The organism is Tsuneonella aeria (genome assembly GCF_009827495.1).
Lineage (GTDB): Bacteria > Pseudomonadota > Alphaproteobacteria > Sphingomonadales > Sphingomonadaceae > Tsuneonella > Tsuneonella aeria.
Genome location: NZ_WTZA01000002.1, coordinates 95379 through 112916 on the forward strand (window position 1 = coordinate 95379; position 17538 = coordinate 112916).

19 protein-coding genes are annotated in these 17538 nt (G+C 59.5%); 10 read left to right on the top strand and 9 right to left on the bottom strand.

Annotated elements, in window-relative coordinates; translation table 11 throughout:
• The first annotated feature begins 4 nt into the window (after positions 1–4).
• Both GRI40_RS10945 and GRI40_RS10950 read left to right on the top strand, forming a co-directional pair.
• Positions 5–1387, top strand: a complete 1383-nt coding sequence (locus tag GRI40_RS10945; RefSeq protein ID WP_160611627.1) for a GmrSD restriction endonuclease domain-containing protein — start codon at positions 5–7, stop codon at positions 1385–1387.
• Positions 1388–1701: 314 nt separating this feature from the next.
• Entirely contained in the window at positions 1702–2295 is a 594-nt protein-coding gene (locus tag GRI40_RS10950) for a sensor histidine kinase (RefSeq protein WP_160611628.1), read from the top strand.
• Positions 2296–2802: 507 nt separating this feature from the next.
• On the opposite strand, the gene ygiD is transcribed toward GRI40_RS10950, so the two are convergent.
• Genes ygiD through GRI40_RS14050 form a run of 3 tightly spaced genes read right to left on the bottom strand, consistent with a single transcriptional unit; the run spans position 2803 to position 4291 of the window.
• Entirely contained in the window at positions 2803–3669 is an 867-nt protein-coding gene (gene ygiD, locus GRI40_RS10955) for a 4,5-DOPA-extradiol-dioxygenase (RefSeq protein WP_337190555.1), read from the bottom strand.
• Positions 3670–3725: 56 nt separating this feature from the next.
• Positions 3726–4073: an NADPH-dependent FMN reductase gene (locus GRI40_RS14045; protein WP_337190556.1), complete on the bottom strand. Its 348-nt coding sequence runs from the start codon at positions 4071–4073 to the stop codon at positions 3726–3728.
• Positions 4074–4087: 14 nt separating this feature from the next.
• Complete coding sequence (locus tag GRI40_RS14050; protein WP_272916573.1) at positions 4088–4291, bottom strand: NADPH-dependent FMN reductase; 204 nt, start codon at positions 4289–4291, stop codon at positions 4088–4090.
• Positions 4292–4729: 438 nt separating this feature from the next.
• Between GRI40_RS14050 and GRI40_RS10965 the strand changes: the two genes are divergently transcribed.
• The gene (locus GRI40_RS10965) at positions 4730–4960 is read left to right on the top strand and encodes a DUF6894 family protein (protein WP_420006875.1); all 231 of its coding nucleotides are present in this window, start codon (positions 4730–4732) and stop codon (positions 4958–4960) included.
• Between the two features lie 277 nt (positions 4961–5237).
• Here GRI40_RS10965 and GRI40_RS10970 read toward each other — a convergent pair whose 3' ends face one another.
• Together GRI40_RS10970 and GRI40_RS10975 are read right to left on the bottom strand one after the other, a co-directional pair.
• Positions 5238–6317, bottom strand: a complete 1080-nt coding sequence (locus tag GRI40_RS10970) for a hypothetical protein (protein WP_160611630.1) — start codon at positions 6315–6317, stop codon at positions 5238–5240.
• A 48-nt stretch (positions 6318–6365) separates the two neighbouring features.
• Entirely contained in the window at positions 6366–7085 is a 720-nt protein-coding gene (locus GRI40_RS10975) for a hypothetical protein (protein ID WP_160611631.1), read from the bottom strand.
• Between the two features lie 2069 nt (positions 7086–9154).
• Here GRI40_RS10975 and GRI40_RS10980 point away from each other — a divergent pair.
• Complete coding sequence (locus GRI40_RS10980) at positions 9155–9562, top strand: chymotrypsin family serine protease (protein WP_160611632.1); 408 nt, start codon at positions 9155–9157, stop codon at positions 9560–9562.
• A 77-nt stretch (positions 9563–9639) separates the two neighbouring features.
• Positions 9640–10032 (top strand): hypothetical protein, encoded by a 393-nt coding sequence (locus tag GRI40_RS10985; protein ID WP_160611633.1) that lies wholly within the window; start codon positions 9640–9642, stop codon positions 10030–10032.
• A 764-nt stretch (positions 10033–10796) separates the two neighbouring features.
• Here GRI40_RS10985 and GRI40_RS10990 read toward each other — a convergent pair.
• Both GRI40_RS10990 and GRI40_RS10995 read right to left on the bottom strand, forming a co-directional pair.
• Entirely contained in the window at positions 10797–11066 is a 270-nt protein-coding gene (locus GRI40_RS10990; protein WP_160611634.1) for an usg protein, read from the bottom strand.
• On the bottom strand, positions 11063–11296 hold the full coding sequence (locus GRI40_RS10995) for a hypothetical protein (protein WP_160611635.1): 234 nt from the start codon (positions 11294–11296) through the stop codon (positions 11063–11065). The genes GRI40_RS10990 and GRI40_RS10995 overlap by 4 nt, the downstream gene beginning before the upstream one ends.
• Positions 11297–11558: 262 nt before the next feature.
• Here GRI40_RS10995 and groES point away from each other — a divergent pair, with 262 nt between their 5' ends.
• The 5 genes from groES (at position 11559) to GRI40_RS11020 (ending at position 15224) form a co-directional block, all read left to right on the top strand.
• Positions 11559–11873, top strand: coding sequence for a co-chaperone GroES (gene groES / locus GRI40_RS11000; RefSeq protein ID WP_160611636.1), 315 nt, complete (start codon positions 11559–11561; stop codon positions 11871–11873).
• A gap of 52 nt (positions 11874–11925) precedes the next feature.
• Positions 11926–13545: a chaperonin GroEL gene (gene groL / locus GRI40_RS11005; RefSeq protein ID WP_160611637.1), complete on the top strand. Its 1620-nt coding sequence runs from the start codon at positions 11926–11928 to the stop codon at positions 13543–13545.
• 157 nt (positions 13546–13702) lie between these two features.
• Positions 13703–13894 carry a DUF465 domain-containing protein gene (locus tag GRI40_RS11010; RefSeq protein ID WP_160611638.1) on the top strand — a complete coding sequence of 64 codons (192 nt, stop codon included), beginning with the start codon at positions 13703–13705 and terminating at the stop codon, positions 13892–13894.
• A 249-nt stretch (positions 13895–14143) separates the two neighbouring features.
• A complete protein-coding gene (locus GRI40_RS11015) occupies positions 14144–14620 on the top strand; it encodes an Hsp20 family protein (RefSeq protein ID WP_202390331.1) in 477 nt (158 codons plus the stop codon).
• A 103-nt stretch (positions 14621–14723) separates the two neighbouring features.
• Entirely contained in the window at positions 14724–15224 is a 501-nt protein-coding gene (locus tag GRI40_RS11020; RefSeq protein ID WP_160611639.1) for an Hsp20/alpha crystallin family protein, read from the top strand.
• 50 nt (positions 15225–15274) lie between these two features.
• On the opposite strand, the gene GRI40_RS11025 is transcribed toward GRI40_RS11020, so the two are convergent.
• A complete protein-coding gene (locus GRI40_RS11025; RefSeq protein ID WP_474104390.1) occupies positions 15275–16360 on the bottom strand; it encodes a S1C family serine protease in 1086 nt (361 codons plus the stop codon).
• 303 nt (positions 16361–16663) lie between these two features.
• A complete protein-coding gene (locus GRI40_RS11030) occupies positions 16664–17254 on the bottom strand; it encodes a type 1 glutamine amidotransferase domain-containing protein (RefSeq protein ID WP_420006876.1) in 591 nt (196 codons plus the stop codon).
• Positions 17255–17538 lie beyond the last annotated feature (284 nt).

The window sequence follows — 17538 nt, forward strand, 5'->3', positions numbered from 1 at the left end:
AATCGTGAAAGCCAAATCGGAGACCATGACGATTGAAGACCTGGTCGATCTGCACAAGGCGCAGATGCTGAAGGCAAATCCGGAATATCAGCGCGGCATCGTGTGGAGCAGCGCGCAAAAGAAGAAACTGATCGACTCGGTCCTTCGCGGATACCCGCTCCCGCGCATCTATCTCCACCATATTTCCACCAACATTGCCGGCATGAAGAGCGAAGGCCTGGAGGTCATCGATGGCCAGCAGCGGATCAATGCGCTGAGCGATTTCGCTCAAGGGGCCTTCAAGCTCTTCGATCCGGTAGCCGATGCTGAGACGGCGAAGTTTCCAAGCTTCCTCCGCGACCAGCCCTGCCCTTGGGCAAACAAGAATTTCGACGCGTTGAGCGACGATCTCAAGAAGAGCTTCCTTGAGACGACGATCCCGGTTGCGAGGATCGAAACGAAGGACGCCAATGAGGTGCGCGACCTGTTCGTCCGGCTGCAAGGCGGTGTGCCGTTGAGCGCGCAGGAACGGCGCGATGCGCTGCCCGGCAATTTTACGGACTTCATTCTACGCCTCGGGGGCAAGCCCGAAATCGCTCGCTATCCAGGTCATGATTTCTTCGTGCGTTCGCTGGGAATGAAGCCCGGGCAGGACCGCGGCAAGACGCGCCAGCTTGCTGCGCAGATAGCGGTGCTGTTCTTCAATCGCCGCGCGAAAGGAGCGGACAGCTATTGCGACATCAACGCCGCGGCGGTTGACGACTTCTACTACCAGAACCTTGATTTCCAGCAGGAATCCGAGGACGCGGCTCGCCTTCTTGCCATTCTCGACAAGCTAGCCCAGCTGATCCAGCACGGTAATCACGCTAAACTGCGCGGACACGACGCGATGCACCTGGTACTGCTCGCCGATGCGCTGTGGGACGACTATGTGCGGAACTGGGAAGCGCGGCTTCCGGAGGCGCTCGACAAGTTCCTAGCCGCCATCTCGGAAGGGAACCTCACCAAGAGCGATCCAGTCCCGAGCGAGTATTGGACACGATACGCGCAATGGACGCGAGTGAACTCGGATCGCGGTGAGACCATCGGACTGCGGCACCGCTTCTATCAGGAGAAGATGCTGGCGAGCCTTCAGCCGCTGCAGGTCAAGGACCCCGTTCGCCTTTACGGCGAGCTTGAGAGAAGCGTTCTGTTCTATCGTCAGTCCAAAAGGTGTCTAGTGTGCGATGGCGACATGCTGTGGCACGACGTGGAAGTCCATCACGTCGATGAGCACTCAAAAGGTGGTCCCACGACGCTCGAGAATGGGGCGGCTGTTCACAAGAAGTGTCACCCTAAGGGCAAGATGCAGACAGAGTCGTTCGCAGCGAAGCTATCGGCAGCGAATGCAGCTTCAACTCCCATCTGAGTTAGATGGGGGCGCTTCAAGGGGCTCATGCTGGACTCTCCCAACAAAAATTGAGCGCCCTGATGACAGTTAGATGCGTCCCGTGAGTGCGGTAGTAGGACTCGATCCAACGCCTGGAAGTGGGCCGATTGCCGACCGACTGCTTTCGGTCAGGGAAGCACGGAAAGACGCCGTTCGGCCTCGGAGCACCGTATCCGGCCAGCGCGTCGAACCCCGCCGGGCAAGATAAGTTGGTGGGCAGGCTTACAGCTGGTCGGAAGGAACGCCGGTTGTCATCGCTTCCGCTTCGCCGCCATGGCCTTCTGCGCAGCACGATGGACGAACTCGCAGAGGCGACGGCGAGAGAAATAGATCACCGGGTGATGAACAGCCTTCATTTCGTGTCGGGGCTGCTCAAGATGCAAAGCCGGTCGAGCGATGTGGGCGATGGCTCTTTGCACCTTAAATCGGCGGCAAATCGCGTTGCCTCAGTAGCCCAGGTCCACCGGCATTTCTATGCCGACGGCGACAAGGAGGTATCGTTCATAGCCTTCTTGCGGCGCCTTTGCGATGATCTGGGCTCGGTCCTTGATCGGCAGATTGTTGTCGATGGAGACGAGGGTGTTGTCCCCGCGAACTCCATTCAGGCCATTGGTCTGATCACCAACGAACTCGTTACAAACTCGGCGAAGTACGGGTCTGGAATGATCGATGTGACCTTCCGCATCAGCGACGACCTCAATAAGCTAATCGTCTGCGACGAAGGGCGGGGCCTTCCTGCAGGCTTGGATCCATACGCGTCAACGGCCGGTCTGGGTATGCGGGTGATCACTTCCCTCGCGACGCAGCTTCAGGGCACTCTCACCGCCGGCCCCCGTGAGAATGGAAAGGGAGCGTGCCTGACTGTCGCATTTCCCCGCAGTGCTTAGGGGGCTGCGGCAAACCGTTTCTGGGAAGTTCCGACCGCTGAGAACAGAGGCGCCGTAGGATATGTCGCGGTATTGCTTCGCCAAATGCGGACACCCGCACCTTGCGAACGGGCGCCAGCTCCGACCGCCTAGGCTACCACCTGTTAGCGCTAGGTGCACAAGGCGAATTGACGCAGACATGAGACAAATTTGCCGACGCTAAGGCCGCTACCGGAATTTCCCGCGAAAAGGTGGTCAAACCATCGATGACAAACCCATCACGAATGATCCGGCCGAAGCGAGCGGTAATCAATCCCATGGTGCTACTGTCGAGGTCGGTTTCGTAGTCGCGGATTGAAACAGGCCAGGCGAACAGGAAGTATCATGCTGGGATGATTATGCTTGCATTCCGGGATTTTCCGCGAGGTTCCCCTTCGGCCTGGCAGCCGTCGCCCCAAGTACGCGTATTCCTTGATCAGAGCGGTCAATGCTCGGCGTCTAAGCGCTTTAGCAGTCACGCTTCGTCGATCACATGTTGGATTGCTCCGGGGAAACACCCGCAGGAAGACGGGCTGCACAGGTGGGGTCCTTTCGCAATTCGATCTTCGCATCAAGACCGTAACACGCCATGGAAATTGAGCCCATCGAGTGCCCGCGTACAACCGGTTCCAGAGCCGATTTCTGCTCCGAGGCCAGCCCGGCCAGATACAAGATCGGCAGAAAATGATCGGGCGTCGGCACTGCGGCCGCGAAGTCGGGATGCGCTGTCAGTCTGAGTATGTCAGCGGGCTCGCGAACCAGTTGCTCCGACACCGCATCGTCAAATCGCCGAGCCCAATCGAAGCCGAGATCCGGTTCGTTCCACCGGAGCGAACGCAGGTTGTGGACGATATTGCCGCTCGCGAGGATCATTATTCCTTTGTCCCGCAAACTGGCGAGGCGCCGGCCAAGATCGATATGATAATCAAATGCTCGCGTGGCATTTAGCGAGAGCTGAACTACGGGAATATTGGCAGCGGGATAGAGGTGCGCCAGCACTGACCAGGTCCCGTGATCGAGGTCCCATTGGTCCTGATCCAGTCCGACCCACTCAGGTTTGATTGTCTCCACGATTTCGCCGGCCAGATCGGGATCGCCCGGCGCGGGGTAGTCGAATGCGAACAGCTCCTGAGGGAAACCGTAGAAGTCATGAATGGTGCGCGGGCGCGCCATCGCCGTGACGGCCGTTGCTCCGAAATACCAGTGGGCTGAAATCGCCAGGATGGCCCAGGGTCTCGGCAGTGTCGCGCCAAACGCTCGCCACGCCCCGGTGTACCCGTTCAATTCGAGCGTGTTCATCGGGCTTCCATGACCGATGAAGAGGGCGGCCGTTCTCGGCATTGTCGGCTCCTTCATGCGAAGGGTCGTTCCAGCTTTTACTCTGCCCCTACGACGCTCACTGCAGGGTTGTTCTAATGCGAGGCGCCCACGCGGTCGATCCATGCGACAAAGGCATCGATAAAGCCTTTGAAAAACTTTCGAGTGTCGTCGTTTTTCAGTCTGCCGGTTTCATCAAAGAGATCGTACGCGCCGCCGACATAAACTTCCGGCTGCTGGAGTACCGGCATATCGAGGAAGACGAGCGACTGGCGCAGGTGATGATTGGCCCCGAAACCCCCGATTGCACCGGGCGAAACGCTCATCACCGCCGCGGGCTTCTTGATCCAGGCACTCGCCCCATAAGGCCGCGACCCGACGCCGATGGCGTTCTTGAGCGCGCCCGGTACCGAGCGGTTGTACTCTGGCGTCACAAAAAGCACGCCGTCAGCCGCGGCTACCTGTTCTCTGAATTGAGTCCACTGCGGGGAGCATCTGCAGGTTCGAGATCCTCATCATAAAGCGGCAGGTTACCGATATCGACGAAATCAAACGCGACACCATCGGCAGCTAACCGCGCCGACTCCAGTGCTGCTTTGCGGTTCACTGACCCGCGACGCAGACTACCGACGATGATTGCGATCTTGTACGATGTGGTCATGTGATGCTCCTTGGAGTTACATTCGGCCCCTGGTCGGAAAACGGTCGCTGCCGGACCATCCCTCGCGTCCCGCAAGCGCGGGAATCGAGGCAAGGGCCAGGTTTGCGCCGCTCGCTGGGGAGATTGTGCCACCCACCAGCCTGATCGGCGCAATCCACGCAAAGCACTGGTCCAGAGCACCCGCCGGTGGGCAGTGCTGTCCCTAAGTCGCCTGCTGGGGTGGAGCAGGTCATCGGGACAGGGATCCTGGCGGACGCGCAGCACCGCTCCGGTCCGCGGCGGCGGACCCGTTATCAGCTGCGTGCGGCCTGAGCAGCGACAGGAGAGCACATTGTTCTGGACACAGGAACCGGGCTTGAGGACGGCCGTTCTCGGTGCAAACCGGTGGTCGCGCTCCTCATTTGCCGAAGCAGGCTACCGCCGCAGTGGGATAAACGCGTGCCGAGATACTTCTTCGCAATGGACGGCGAAGGCGCCGACAACGTTGGCTACGACTTTCCCGACCTTGCGGCGGCCAAACACGAGGCTCTGGTGCGCCTCGGTGAGGCTATGCGCGAAGAACCCGAGAAATTCCTGGCCGACGGCTCGCGTTTGATAACCGTCTCTGGCCCTGACGGTGAGCGGCAATTTTCTGTGACGGTCACGATTGCGATCCATGCCACTGAGTGAAGCCCCGGCCGCGCGGAGCGCCGCGCAGGCGAGCGGGACATTCGGTCTACAACCTGTCGGGGTCAACAGGATCAGCTTATCTTTTGAAACGTCGACTTGACTGGTTATGCCCCAAGGCTCTCCCCGCTCATGCCCGGGCCGAGGAGGGCTACAAAGGAGGTCATCCCCTCGGCCGCGTGTCAATCCGGTTCAGGACAGTTTGTCTGGGCTGGCCTCGATCACCGCCATGCTTGTTCTCATTTTTCCACCTCAGTCTGGCTCCGTGGCTCGAACGCCATCAGAGTGCATCGAGCGCTTGGCGCACCCTGGCATTCGCACCGCTCGCGTTTCCGATTGCTCTTCCTTGAATTTCGGCAATTTCTGCCGCCATCTGGAAACGACCCTTCGGCGAAATGTCGCCCTTGACCGAGCCAGCCAGTATCCGCTGGTCTTCGCGCACGTCTTTGCACATCGCCGCGCGACGGTCGTTTGCATTCGGCGGCGTGCAAACCCGATCGACGGCTGCTGCGAGACTTGTCGAGGCACCCTGCTTATCGCCTGCTGCGAACTGCACGCGGGCTATCTCGCGTAGTGCTTCGGCACCATCCGGGCTGGTCTTTACCGCTGGTGTCTTCACGGTGCCGATGTCGCTGTCCGCGAGCAGCAACCAGCGATTAAGTGCATCCAAGGCGTAAGCCCGGGCCTTGCTCGCCCCTTCGCGGCGCCCTTGTGCGGCGATATCGGCACTGGTTTCGGACCAGAAAATGCCAAGATTCTTCTCGAGCTGATAGGCTGTCCGTAAGGTGGACCTGATTAGAAAGCCGTTCGGATGGTCAGGCGTCTTGTTCGCTTCAAGGGCTTGGTCAACTAGCTGCCGGGCGTTGGTCAAGGTGCCTGCTGCCTCCGGCGCCCTCCCAGTCAAAGCTAGCGCCCGGTGAAGTTCATAGAACAGCGGCAAGTTCTCGAACAGCGTGTGGTAGTGACTTCCGTTGTCAAAGTGGGCCATCATTTGCTGATAGCCGCTTCCAAGCACATTTAGCGCCTCGGCCGGTTTTCCGGTCTCTACGAGATTGCGGCCATGGGCTATCGAAGTCTCGATGTAGGCCGCACTGAGCCGGTGGGATGTCTCCTCATCAAGATCCGCGCTCTTGGCGGCGGCTTGGAGTGCGTCAAACCGCTTCATACATAGGTCGCTTACACGCTTCTCTTCCGCCTCAATTTCCTCATCGGAAGCGACGAAAATCATGTCTCGATCGAACATCGGGCATTCCACCCGCTCCGCTCGTTCCACAAGGTCAGCTGTCTGGGTTGCTGGTGTCTGTGCAATCGTGGCTGATGCAGACAGGCTGGCAAGCCCGAGAAATGCGATCCGGTACATGTACGCCCTCTTTCCGGTTCCGTGAAAGCTGTGGATTTTCTGATAGCGCTACGGTGCGGGGACGCGCCAAGCACTCTCGCCGATCTTTCTGACGGCCCCGTCACTAGTAATTTCATACCAAGCGATCCGGTCCAGTTCCGCGGTAATTGGCGCGGCGAAGGAAGCATAAAGGACTGGAAGGGTAAGCTGACCGGCAAAAGTTGAAGTGAGTTGGCCGTTGGCGGCGATCACCTCGTGATGCTTCCAGCGCGGATCTGGCGAGGTGGTCGCCCACAAGCGAAGCCCACTCTTCGAAAGGCCCTCCAGAATGAGCGTGCGCAAGGGATCCGCGTAGGAAGCTCCCGGGCAGGAGGCATCGTTCGCAAACGTCTCGGGCGCTTCCGCGATATCTTGATCCGAGTAGTCGAGATCGAGGTAAGCCATGGCGCGGGTGCAGCGCCGGCGCAAAGCGGTCACGGCGGGCGTTACCGAGGCTGCGGCCTGCCTTAACCGAAATCCGCCCAGCTCAGTGGTCTTGATTCGAATGGAGCGATTAGACTCGTCGGCATCGATAATCTGGAACGGTTCAGGGGCAATGGCTCGGCGTACCTGGAGATCCAAAGAGACGGGATAAGTCTCCTGAACGAACACAGCCTCGTAGGTTTGGGCAGTGCTCAGAGTCTCGCCGAGGACAACCTGGCTGCCATCTGCAGACTTCACGGTAAGTGGCCCGATCTCGGTGGGGGCTGCGGCAGGTGTTACCGCCAGCAATAAGAGTGCCAATTGCATCTGCTTTGCTTACCCCGAGCGCGCGTCGTGAAGACGGACGTATCGCGCTGATTGATTGAGGGCAAGTTGCGAACAGATCATAAAAAGACTGAGCATCGGGAACTAGCGAGCAATCGCTTGTGCGGGTCCACAACTGAGAGGTTGCGCGAAACTCCCCCAAAGCATGACCGCCAGCGAGCGGGATCGATCCAGCATCACCGTAAGGCGCTCGCCTTGGTCTGGACCCACCTCGTTTTCACGGGTCACAATCGCGGACCACACGGCATGCCCACCTACTATGAGATGGCTCTTCACTTCGCCTGCGAAGCAAGCTGAATAGGCGCAAATCTCGAGCGTTGTCTGGCTGACCTCTAATTCGACAGGGGTGAAGTCACGCTGCAGGACGTCGCAGCTTTCAACGCATTGGATTTCAGCGGTTCTGGCGTTCGAGCATGAGAGAGGGATCTCGCTAGCTGTCGCGCGGCTGACCACCACAAGACTGAGCATTACGGCGGCGAGCCTTGAATAGCGTTTTTGCATCATGGCAGTTTCTCGGTGTTACATTCGCTAATGTAGCATCTTTTCAACAGACCCAGGCCATTTCCGTTGCGGAAGGCAGCCCTATCGGGTCTTTCTGGCGAGCGGAGACCTCTTCTCAGTGCGCCGAGCGAGGGTGAGGGCGGAAGGATGCGGCTTAATCCACAAACTGTTGGCCGGCCCGATATGCCGACAGCATGGCCGTCGGGCTTCGCGTCGCTTCAGTAGTTATTTGCGTTAGGCCGAGTGCCCATACCAGCTTGCGCTCCGGGGTCGTGTATCGATAGGCATCAGGTCATTCATTTTAGGATCATCCGTGGAAGCAAACTCGTCTCAGGCAGCACGTACTGCGAGGTCCATCCCGAAAGAATGCGTTGCACGAGGTGGACAATCGCGCCCACGTGCGGAACTGGTTTGCCGAGCCATTTTGGCGCTTTTAGTTGCAGGAACGAGCAGCGCCGGATGGGGCGCTGGGTCTTGGGTGACATCCGATGACTGGCGAATTAGCGAGATGCCATCCGGTTGCAGCGCCGCGAGCAGTTATAGCGGGAAGGATGGTGAGAGCACCATCCGGATCTTCCTACAACCGAGCGGTAGTACGTTGATAGACTTCCAGAGCAGTGCAAAAAGCAAGGCAGGATTAGCAGGCGCAACTTACCCAATCTATTATAGCTTCGATGACTTCAAGTCTGCTGCGCGGTTTTCTGCGATCTATGGACCGACCGGCTACTCAGGGGAAGTCCCAGGGTCGTTTCTAGACGCCCTCTCTCGCTCTCAAGTGCTCGACCTCGGATGGCAGCTGGAGAAAACAGTAGTAAAGCTAGGTTTCAACATTGGCTCAAGCAGTGAAGCAGTGAATGTTCTTCGAGCCTGTGTGAGACATGTAAGTGAGAACCATCTGCACGGGTGGTAGGGGCGTCCATTCCAACGGGCAGATCGGCGCCACAGGCGCTACGAAGCGCAACCACCGGCAGTGCAAATTCCTGCATGCTTCAGACCGGATAGGGCGCATCGCACCCGGGCTCGAAGCCGATCTTCTGTAACTGGTGCGAAACCCGCTTGAGGCCATCGAGAATAGCAGGACCATGGTCCGTGTCTTGCGGCGGAAGAGTAAACTCTCACCTCGCTTCAGCCGGGAGCTGAGGCGCTGTACCACTTAACTAGTCCGAATATCGCGAAGTCGAAGATCTATGCGCTCGATTGCCCGCTATGAGGTCGGCAATGGTATGGCGGCTCTTAGGGTTCTTAGACCTGAGGCGGACTGGCTGGGTAGGCCACTTCCTGCCGAGTTCGGCGCCGATCGGCAGAAGTCGCCGAAAGAGGGCTTTCAGGGAAACTGCGTACGTCCGCCACCGACCCCAACCATTCGATCCTTTCCGCGCCGACTTTCGAACATTACACGTATGGCACGAAGTACGATTACCAGGGCCACGTCATCACCGGCCTGGTGACCGGACCCTTACGTCTGGTACGAAGACAACAAGATCGTCCTCGACGGTTATGAAAATCGCGACAACCAAGTCACGGCGACGGGCAGTTCGGGGTACTTTACCGTGACCGGCACGCACGGGTATTACGACCAGACCGTGGGCCAAGTAATTTGCAAGAGCGGGCGCACGACCGGTTTCACCTGCGGGAAGATCACGCATGGCTGGTACACCTATCGCAACGCCAAGGGTTGGATCCAGGTGGGCGATTCCAACCAGGACATCATCGGCTTCCCCGGCGACAGCGGGGCCGCCGTTTTCACCGACAGCACGTACGACTACAAGGTCAAGGCTGCCGGCATCCTGTCGGCGGTCAACACCATTACCGTCACCAATCCGGACGGGACCACTAAGAAGCGGCCCTGCCTGCCCGAAGACAAGACCAAGGGCACCGTCACCGACTGCTATTTCATCCACATGCCGATAGACTACGTCGACGATCACCAGTTCGTTCGCATCAAGACCGGGTCGTGACCATGCTCCAATCAGCCATTGCTACCGCCGCCGCGCTCGCTCTGTCCGCGTGTGCACCCGCTGAAGGGAACCGTGCGATGTCAGAAGGACCCGATACGACGAGCGGTCCGGACGGGACGGCCGGCCCGGGTGCCGCCCCGGCCGGCAACCCGCTGCTCGTCGCCATTAACCGGGCCGAGCCCGCTGAAATGCCCGCCGCTGTTCAGGACGGCAGGCTCATCGCCAAGGGCAAGTGCCTGGGCATCGCGATCGGCGGTAGCGAATGGGTCCTGCTGTTCCCGCGCAGCAGTCCGGTCAGCGCGACCGACCGCGCGCTTTCCTACGGCTCGCAGACCATCGCGCTCGGTTCGCAGATTACCGTGACGGGCGGCGAACGCGGTCTGGAACCGGGCGAAATCGAGATCGGCGGTGACGTGCGGGCCGCATGCGAAGGGCCGTTCATGCAGATCGGCGACCTCACCGCGCGCTGATGGCCGGACAGGGGCGGCGCTTACCCGCCGTCCCGGTACTTCCATGCTTCTCGACCAGGCCGGCGCCCAGCGGGTCGTACGTGCAGGTGCCTAGCCTCCCAATGCCTCCTTCGCCTGTTTGTCCAGTCAATCCATCCCCGCCTCCCACGGGCGGCCGCCGTAGCTGATCCGTGAGACGCCGAGCGCTGCTAGTTTGGTCCTTGTCCCGCGCCCGGGGCCCACAGCGCTTTGGCCGGGAGCGGGGAGCGGTCGCAGATGGTGGCGATGGTCGCATGGTCCCCGAGGTGGGGGGACAAACAGGCTGACCGAGCCGGCGCGCGCATATGCAAACCATTTTTGATAGATTTGTAAACTAGGCGGCATAGCCACCCTCTAATCGTCATAACCGAACGGCAGCTTTCAGGTGACGAAAGGAGCTAAGCAAGTGACCGAAATTAGGGCGCAAAGCAGACAAAAGTCGACCGCGTCATTCGGAGCCGCAGAATCAATTTCGAGTCCCGAAAAAGCTACGTCGCTGATCGCTCAATTTATTGCAGCCTAATCAGAAAGCTGTTCCCATCCGGTGCCGGGGCCCGCAGCTAGGCCCGCATAAATTCCGAGCTTGCCGCTTCAATGAATGATTTGGCCGGACACCGACTGGCAGATTTCAGTGCGAGAAAATGGGAAAGCTGCCAATCAAGTGGGCGAAGGTTGCCAGATTTCTGGGTAGCATTCCATTTCCATAAGCATCAATCCGAGCCTGCAGGCGCAATCGCCCGGCAGGACTACTCCCAGGAAATCACCCCGTCGGCAGAGCGCCAGCTTGCAGGACGTATCATCTTTTCGTGGGCGATACGGACTGACCTGATCTCCGCTTCGATCTCGCGCCGCCAATGCGCGAGGAAGTCGAACAGCACCGGAAAATCCGGTGCTGCGTCGTATTCCTGCCAGGCATAGATCTGCAAGAGCGAGGGGTGATCCGGCATGAAATAGCAGATTTCTGCCGTGGTCAGCCCGTATCCGTCCAGCTGAACCAGGAAAGCGCGATCGGTCATTGCAGCGTGGGCTGGCTGTCGAGGCCGTCGAGAGAGCGCAGCGCCGCGAATACGTCGTCAACGCAAACCGGACCTTTGAGTTCGGGGGGCTGGCGCATCGCAGGTTGGTTTTCGACGGCATGCCGATCAGATGCCCAGGAAGCCAGGATGGATCGCTTCACTTCGGGCTCAAGCGCGGGATGATGCGCTACATCGAAGGGATGCAAATAGCGTGCGAATGGTTGCGACATGGGAACTTCCTCCTTTCTGCCTTGCCGCTCATCACTCACCGCGGATTGTTCCGCTCGGGATATTTTGTGAGTCTATTTTGGACCGTCAAGACCCTGAAAAGGCATACGGAAAAAACCCGTCGGCACTCGCAACTGGCGAGTGCCAAAAATCCGATTTGGACCTCTTGAAGCCGTTTTCGGCAAAACTAGATCGCGAAATGCCTCCTGCCGATCATGCGGGGGAGGCGCTGTAAGTCATTTCGCTTTGTAATGGAGGTTATGCATGCATTTCCGACCTTTGCACGATCGCGTGCTGGTTCGCCGCATCGAGGCCGAAGAGAAGACGGCCGGCGGCATTATCATCCCTGACACCGCCAAGGAGAAGCCGATGGAAGGCGAAGTCGTCGCTGTCGGCTCGGGTGCGCGTGACGATGCCGGGAAGCTGGTGAAACTCGCCGTCAAGGCGGGCGACCGCATCCTGTTCGGCAAGTGGTCCGGCACTGAAGTGCGGATCGATGGCGAGGATCTGCTCATCATGAAGGAGAGCGACATCCTCGGCATCATCGAAGTTACCGCCGAGCTCAAGAAGGCGGCGTAAGCAACCAACCCGATCTTCGGTTCAATCGAAAGAAGAGAAAGGAGCAGGCCAGATGGCTGCGAAAGAAGTAAAATTTGCGTCGGACGCGCGTGATCGCATGCTCCGCGGCGTAGATACGCTTGCAAATGCGGTCAAGGTAACTCTCGGCCCCAAGGGCCGCAACGTGGTGATCGAGAAGAGCTTCGGTGCCCCTCGTATCACCAAGGATGGCGTTACTGTCGCCAAGGAAATCGAACTCAAGGACAAGTTCGAGAACATGGGCGCGCAGATGCTGCGCGAAGTCGCCAGCAAGCAGAACGACAAGGCAGGTGACGGCACGACCACGGCCACCGTTCTGGCCCAGGCTATTGTGCGCGAAGGTGCCAAGGCAGTTGCCGCCGGCATGAACCCGATGGACCTGAAGCGCGGTATCGACCTCGCCGTCGGCACCGTGGTCAAGGACCTCGAAAGCCACGCCAAGAAGGTGTCCGCCAACAGCGAAATCGCGCAGGTCGCGACGATTTCCGCCAATGGCGACGAAACGGTCGGCCGCATCCTCGCCGAAGCGATGGAGAAGGTCGGCAATGAAGGCGTGATCACGGTCGAGGAAGCCAAGAGCCTCGAAACCGAGCTCGAAACGGTCGAAGGCATGCAGTTCGATCGCGGCTATCTCTCGCCCTATTTCGTGACCAACGCCGAAAAGCTCAAGGTGGAACTCGAGGATCCCTACATCCTCATCCACGAGAAGAAGCTGTCGAACCTGCAGGCCATGATTCCGCTGCTCGAACAGGTCGTGCAGTCGGGCAAGCCGTTGCTGATCATCGCCGAGGATGTCGAAGGCGAAGCCCTGGCAACCCTTGTGGTCAACAAGCTTCGTGGCGGCCTCAAAGTCGCGGCGGTCAAGGCACCGGGCTTCGGCGATCGCCGCAAGGCCATGCTGGAGGATATTGCCATCCTCACCGCCGGCAACGTGGTCAGCGAGGAACTCGGCACCAAGCTGGAAAATGTCACGATCGGCATGCTCGGCCGGGCCAAGAAGGTCATCATCGATAAGGACAACACCACCATCGTCGATGGCGCGGGCAACCGGGCCGACATCGACGCCCGGGTCAGCCAGATCCGCGCCCAGATCGAGACCACAACCAGCGACTATGACCGTGAAAAGCTGCAGGAACGCGTGGCCAAGTTGGCTGGCGGCGTTGCCGTCATCCGCGTCGGCGGTGCGACCGAAGTCGAGGTCAAGGAGCGCAAGGACCGTGTCGACGACGCGCTGCACGCAACCCGTGCTGCTGTCGAGGAAGGCATCCTGCCGGGTGGCGGTATCGCCCTGCTGCGCGCGCTCAAGTCGCTGGAGGGCCTCAAAGCCGCCAATGACGACCAGCAGTCGGGTATCGACATCGTTCGCCGCGCGCTGCGCGTCCCGGCTCGCCAGATCGCCGAAAACGCGGGCGAGGACGGCGCCTATATCGTCGGCAAGCTGCTCGAAGGCGACGACTACAACCATGGCTTCAACGCCGCGACCGGCGAATATGAAGACCTGGTGAAGTCGGGTGTCATCGATCCGGCGAAGGTGGTGCGCACGGCGCTGCAGGATGCGGCTTCGGTCGCCTCGCTGCTGATCACCACCGAGGCGCTGGTGGCCGAACTGCCCAAGGACGACACGGCCGCTCCGATGCCGGCGATGGACTTCTGATCCGATGAGGAGAGCGCGGTGTGACCCCGCGCTCTCCCATCCTCAAGCACACCGCTGGCGGCAGTGCTGCCCGGGCGCCTGCACACGCCGTTCTGGGCGAGGCAGGCTTCAAACGCGGCAACATCGGAAAATCGGTCGAATGAGAGAGGAGGAGATAATGAACGACAGGTATCTGGACTATCTTTCACGCGAACATGCGCGGCTGGAGGACGAAATCCGGCTGGAAAGCAAACGACCCCGGCCTGACGAAGTTCTGATTGCACGCCTGAAGAAGCTCAAACTCGCGCTCAAGGACCAGATGCAAAGCTGGACTTCCGATCACGGGAGCAGCGATCGGCTGACCGCGTAAACAGACTGCATTCAATCATATTCTCTCCTGGAAGAAGGCCAGGCGCACCTCTATCGGTGTGCCTGGTTTTTCCTTGCAAAGCACTGAAAAAAAGACGATAAAAAATTTTTATCGGGTCTTGAAACCAATTGCGCGTTTCCTAATTTTGTCAGTACCGGATGCCATAACGGGTCCGGTTGGACAGAGGGCGTCGGCTCTTGGTTCCCGGCGCCTCTCATGCCCAGATTGCTCAACAAGGAGGATTTGGAAATGAGAACTGCATTTGATTTGACCCCCTATCGCCGCTCGACGGTCGGTTTCGACCGGCTCTTCGATGCGCTCGAGAACAGCTTCCGCGCTGAGACGCAGGATAGCTACCCGCCCTTCGATATCGTCCGCACCGGCGAGGACAGCTACAGGATCACCCTGGCGGTGGCCGGCTTCCGTCCGGACGAAATCGACATCACTGCACAGCAGAACCAGCTCGTCATCTCCGGACAGAAGAGCGAGAAGGACGAAGACGGTGTCGAATTCGTTCACCGCGGTATCGCTGCCCGCGCGTTCGAGCGCCGGTTCCAGCTGGCCGACTATGTCGAAGTGCGCGATGCGGACTACGAGCACGGCATGTTGACGATTTCGCTCCAGCGGATCGTCCCGGAATCGCTCAAGCCGCGCAAGATCGCCATCGGAAGCCGCGATCATGTCAATGACGACACGCCGCAGCTGACCGAAGACAAGGCGGCCTAAGCCTCAATTACCGGGCAAATCCTCGGCGGGGTGGGTGCAATCGCGCCTGCTCCGCTTGACGGGGCCTTGCCTGAACCAGTCGGAAAACAGGAGGAATGTCGAGATGGCCATCCGCGATCTCATTCCCTGGAAAAGCCAGGGCCAAGACATCGCTCCCCGGCAGGAGGAGCGGGTCGATCATCCGGTGATGTCGCTTCATCGGGATATCAATCGCTTGTTCGACGACATGTTTCGCGGGTTTTCCATGCCGTCGCTGCCGTCCATCGGGCGCAGCCTCGGCTGGCCGCGGGTCGAGCTGTCGGAGAACGACAAGGAAATTCGTGTCACGGCCGAGTTGCCGGGCATGGAGGAAAAGGACATAGAAATCAGCCTGGACGATCACCAACTGGTGATCCGGGGCGAAAAGAAGTCCGAAACCAGCGACGAGGAACGCGGCTATTCCGAACGTAGCTATGGCCGCTTCGAGCGTTGCATCGGCCTGCCCTCGCAGATCGACGAGGACAAGGTCGAGGCGGCCTTCCGCAATGGTGTTCTGACCGTTACGGTTCCGCGCACCGCAGAAGCGGCAAAGGGACGCAAGACGATCCCGATCAACGCCGGTTAATGGCAGCCGTGAGGGCCGATCCTACCAGTGGACTGGCCCTTCTTATTGCATCAGCTTCCCGGTTCGAGTTCGAGCCTAACCGTTCGCTCTTCGCCGCCGCGCATCAGCGTAAGTTCGACGCTTTGTCCGACCCGAAAATCGTCCAACCGGGCTAGCAGATCGCCGACTCTGGAAACGGGTTTGCCGTTCAAAGCGGTGACGATGTCCCCTGGAGCGACCCCGCGTCTTGTGCGCTGGGCAGCAACCAGACCGGCGCGCTCTGCAGATGACCCAGGATCGACCCGCAGGACAAAAACGCCCTCGATCCCCGAGGCGCGCTTGAGCCGGTCGTTTATATCGTCATCGCTTTCAACGCCAAGGCTGGGCCGCGTATAGCGCCCCTCGGAAATGAGCTGCGGCACAACGCGCATGACCGTATCGACCGGCACGGCAAAGCCGATCCCAGCCGATGCCCCGGAAGGACTATAGATTGCTGTATTGATCCCGATCAGTCGGCCCGCGGAATCGAGCAGCGGACCACCCGAATTACCGGGATTTATGGCGGCATCGGTCTGGATGAGGTGCCGGATGTCGGGACCGTTTTCATTCGGCAGCGAACGATCCAGCGCCGAAACGATACCCTTGGTCAGGGTCCAGTCCAGTCCGAACGGGTTTCCGATTGCGAAAACATTCTGTCCGACCTGCAGGTCGCTGCTTGTCCCGATTGGCACCCGCGCGGGCGCAGTGAAGCCCGCACCGCCTATTTTCAGGACAGCAAGATCGTGTTGTGGGCTAACACCGACCACCGTGGCGGAAAACTGGCGACCGTCGGCAAGCTGGATTTGCGCTTCGGAGGCGCCCTCGATGACATGGAAATTTGTGACAATATGGCCTGCCTCGTCCCAAACGAGACCCGAGCCCGATCCGCGCGGCACGCTATAGACATTGCGTGTCCAGAAATCGGCCACCCGCTGCCGGGTGGAAATGAACACCACTGAATCGCGCGCATTGCGAAACAAATCGATTGTAGAACGTTCATCCGCGCCAAGATCGCCCCGCGCAGTGACGACGCGGGGTTCGGCCAACGGGGCGGATTGGTTGATCAAGAGGGCTGCGGAGGCGGCGAGAAGAAAGACGTTCATGATGATCAGAACCACTATCCACGGACGCGCATATGACATTGGCTTCGTCAACGTTTGTCTCATCATGGATAAATAGCGCCGGTTGTGCCAGGAACAACGCAATGCCAACCATATCTAACATCAGCGGTGCGCATAACTTGAGCAAGCTACCTGTTGGCTTTCAGGGATCGTTTGTTAGAGCCTGAACGTCCGACATGAGGGCGCTTTGCGGACCGGCAGAAAGTGGGCCGGTAGCGGACCGTCCGCTTCTGAGGCTGTGGGCCGTCGAAACAGACATTTGGCAAACGTCGAATTCATAGCCGCCCATAGCCGGGTAGATCATTCCGCGCCGGCGAGAACTTCGAGCAGCTTTTCGGCGGCCGCTTCGCTCGACGGGGGGGTCTGGCCGGTGATCAGTAATCCGTCCTGCACTACATGCGGTTCGAACACGCCGCCCTCGGAAAAGTCGCCGCCCTGTTCCTTCAGCACGTCTTCGAGCAGGAATGGCACGACATCGGTCAGGCCGACCGCTTTCTCTTCCTCGTTCGTGAAGCTGGTGACCTTGCGGCCCTTCACGATCGGAGCGCCTGTCGGCGACATCGCGTTCACAAGCACGGCAGGCGCATGGCTGATGAGCGCTACCGGCTTTCCCGCAGAGAGCGCACCTTCGCTGGCCGCCCTAGAATCCGCACCTTGCGCCAGGTCCCACAACGGGCCGTGGCCTCCGGGATAGGGCACGCTGCCGAATTTCGAAATGTCACCATCGACCGATTTGTGGGTCAAGGCGAGGTGCGCCTGTGCCCCTTCGTCGCCCTTGAACCGCTTGGTCTTATCGGTCTTCGCATCGGGGTCGTCGGACTTGGGGTCCAGCGGGGGCTGCCCGCCAGCCTGGCTCGCCGGCGCAATGTCGTGGCCGGCATCCTTGAGCACATTACAGGGCGCTGCATTCCTCTAGCTGGAAGCCTGTTTTCTTACCGATATCTCCCAGTTCGTCGTGGCTGATGAGAACCATGAGGACGTTCATGTGCCTAGTCCTTCTGCCGAGAGAATAGCGCCCGTCGCAATCTGCCCGGACTTTGTGATGGGAAGACGCCAGCAGCGGTTCGATCTAAAACTGCAATTTTCGCGCTCCGACAAAACCGTTCGCGAGACAGGGCTTAGCCATCGATAACGGGTCGCTCCACGCGGTCGCCAGCCAGTCCAGTCGATTTATT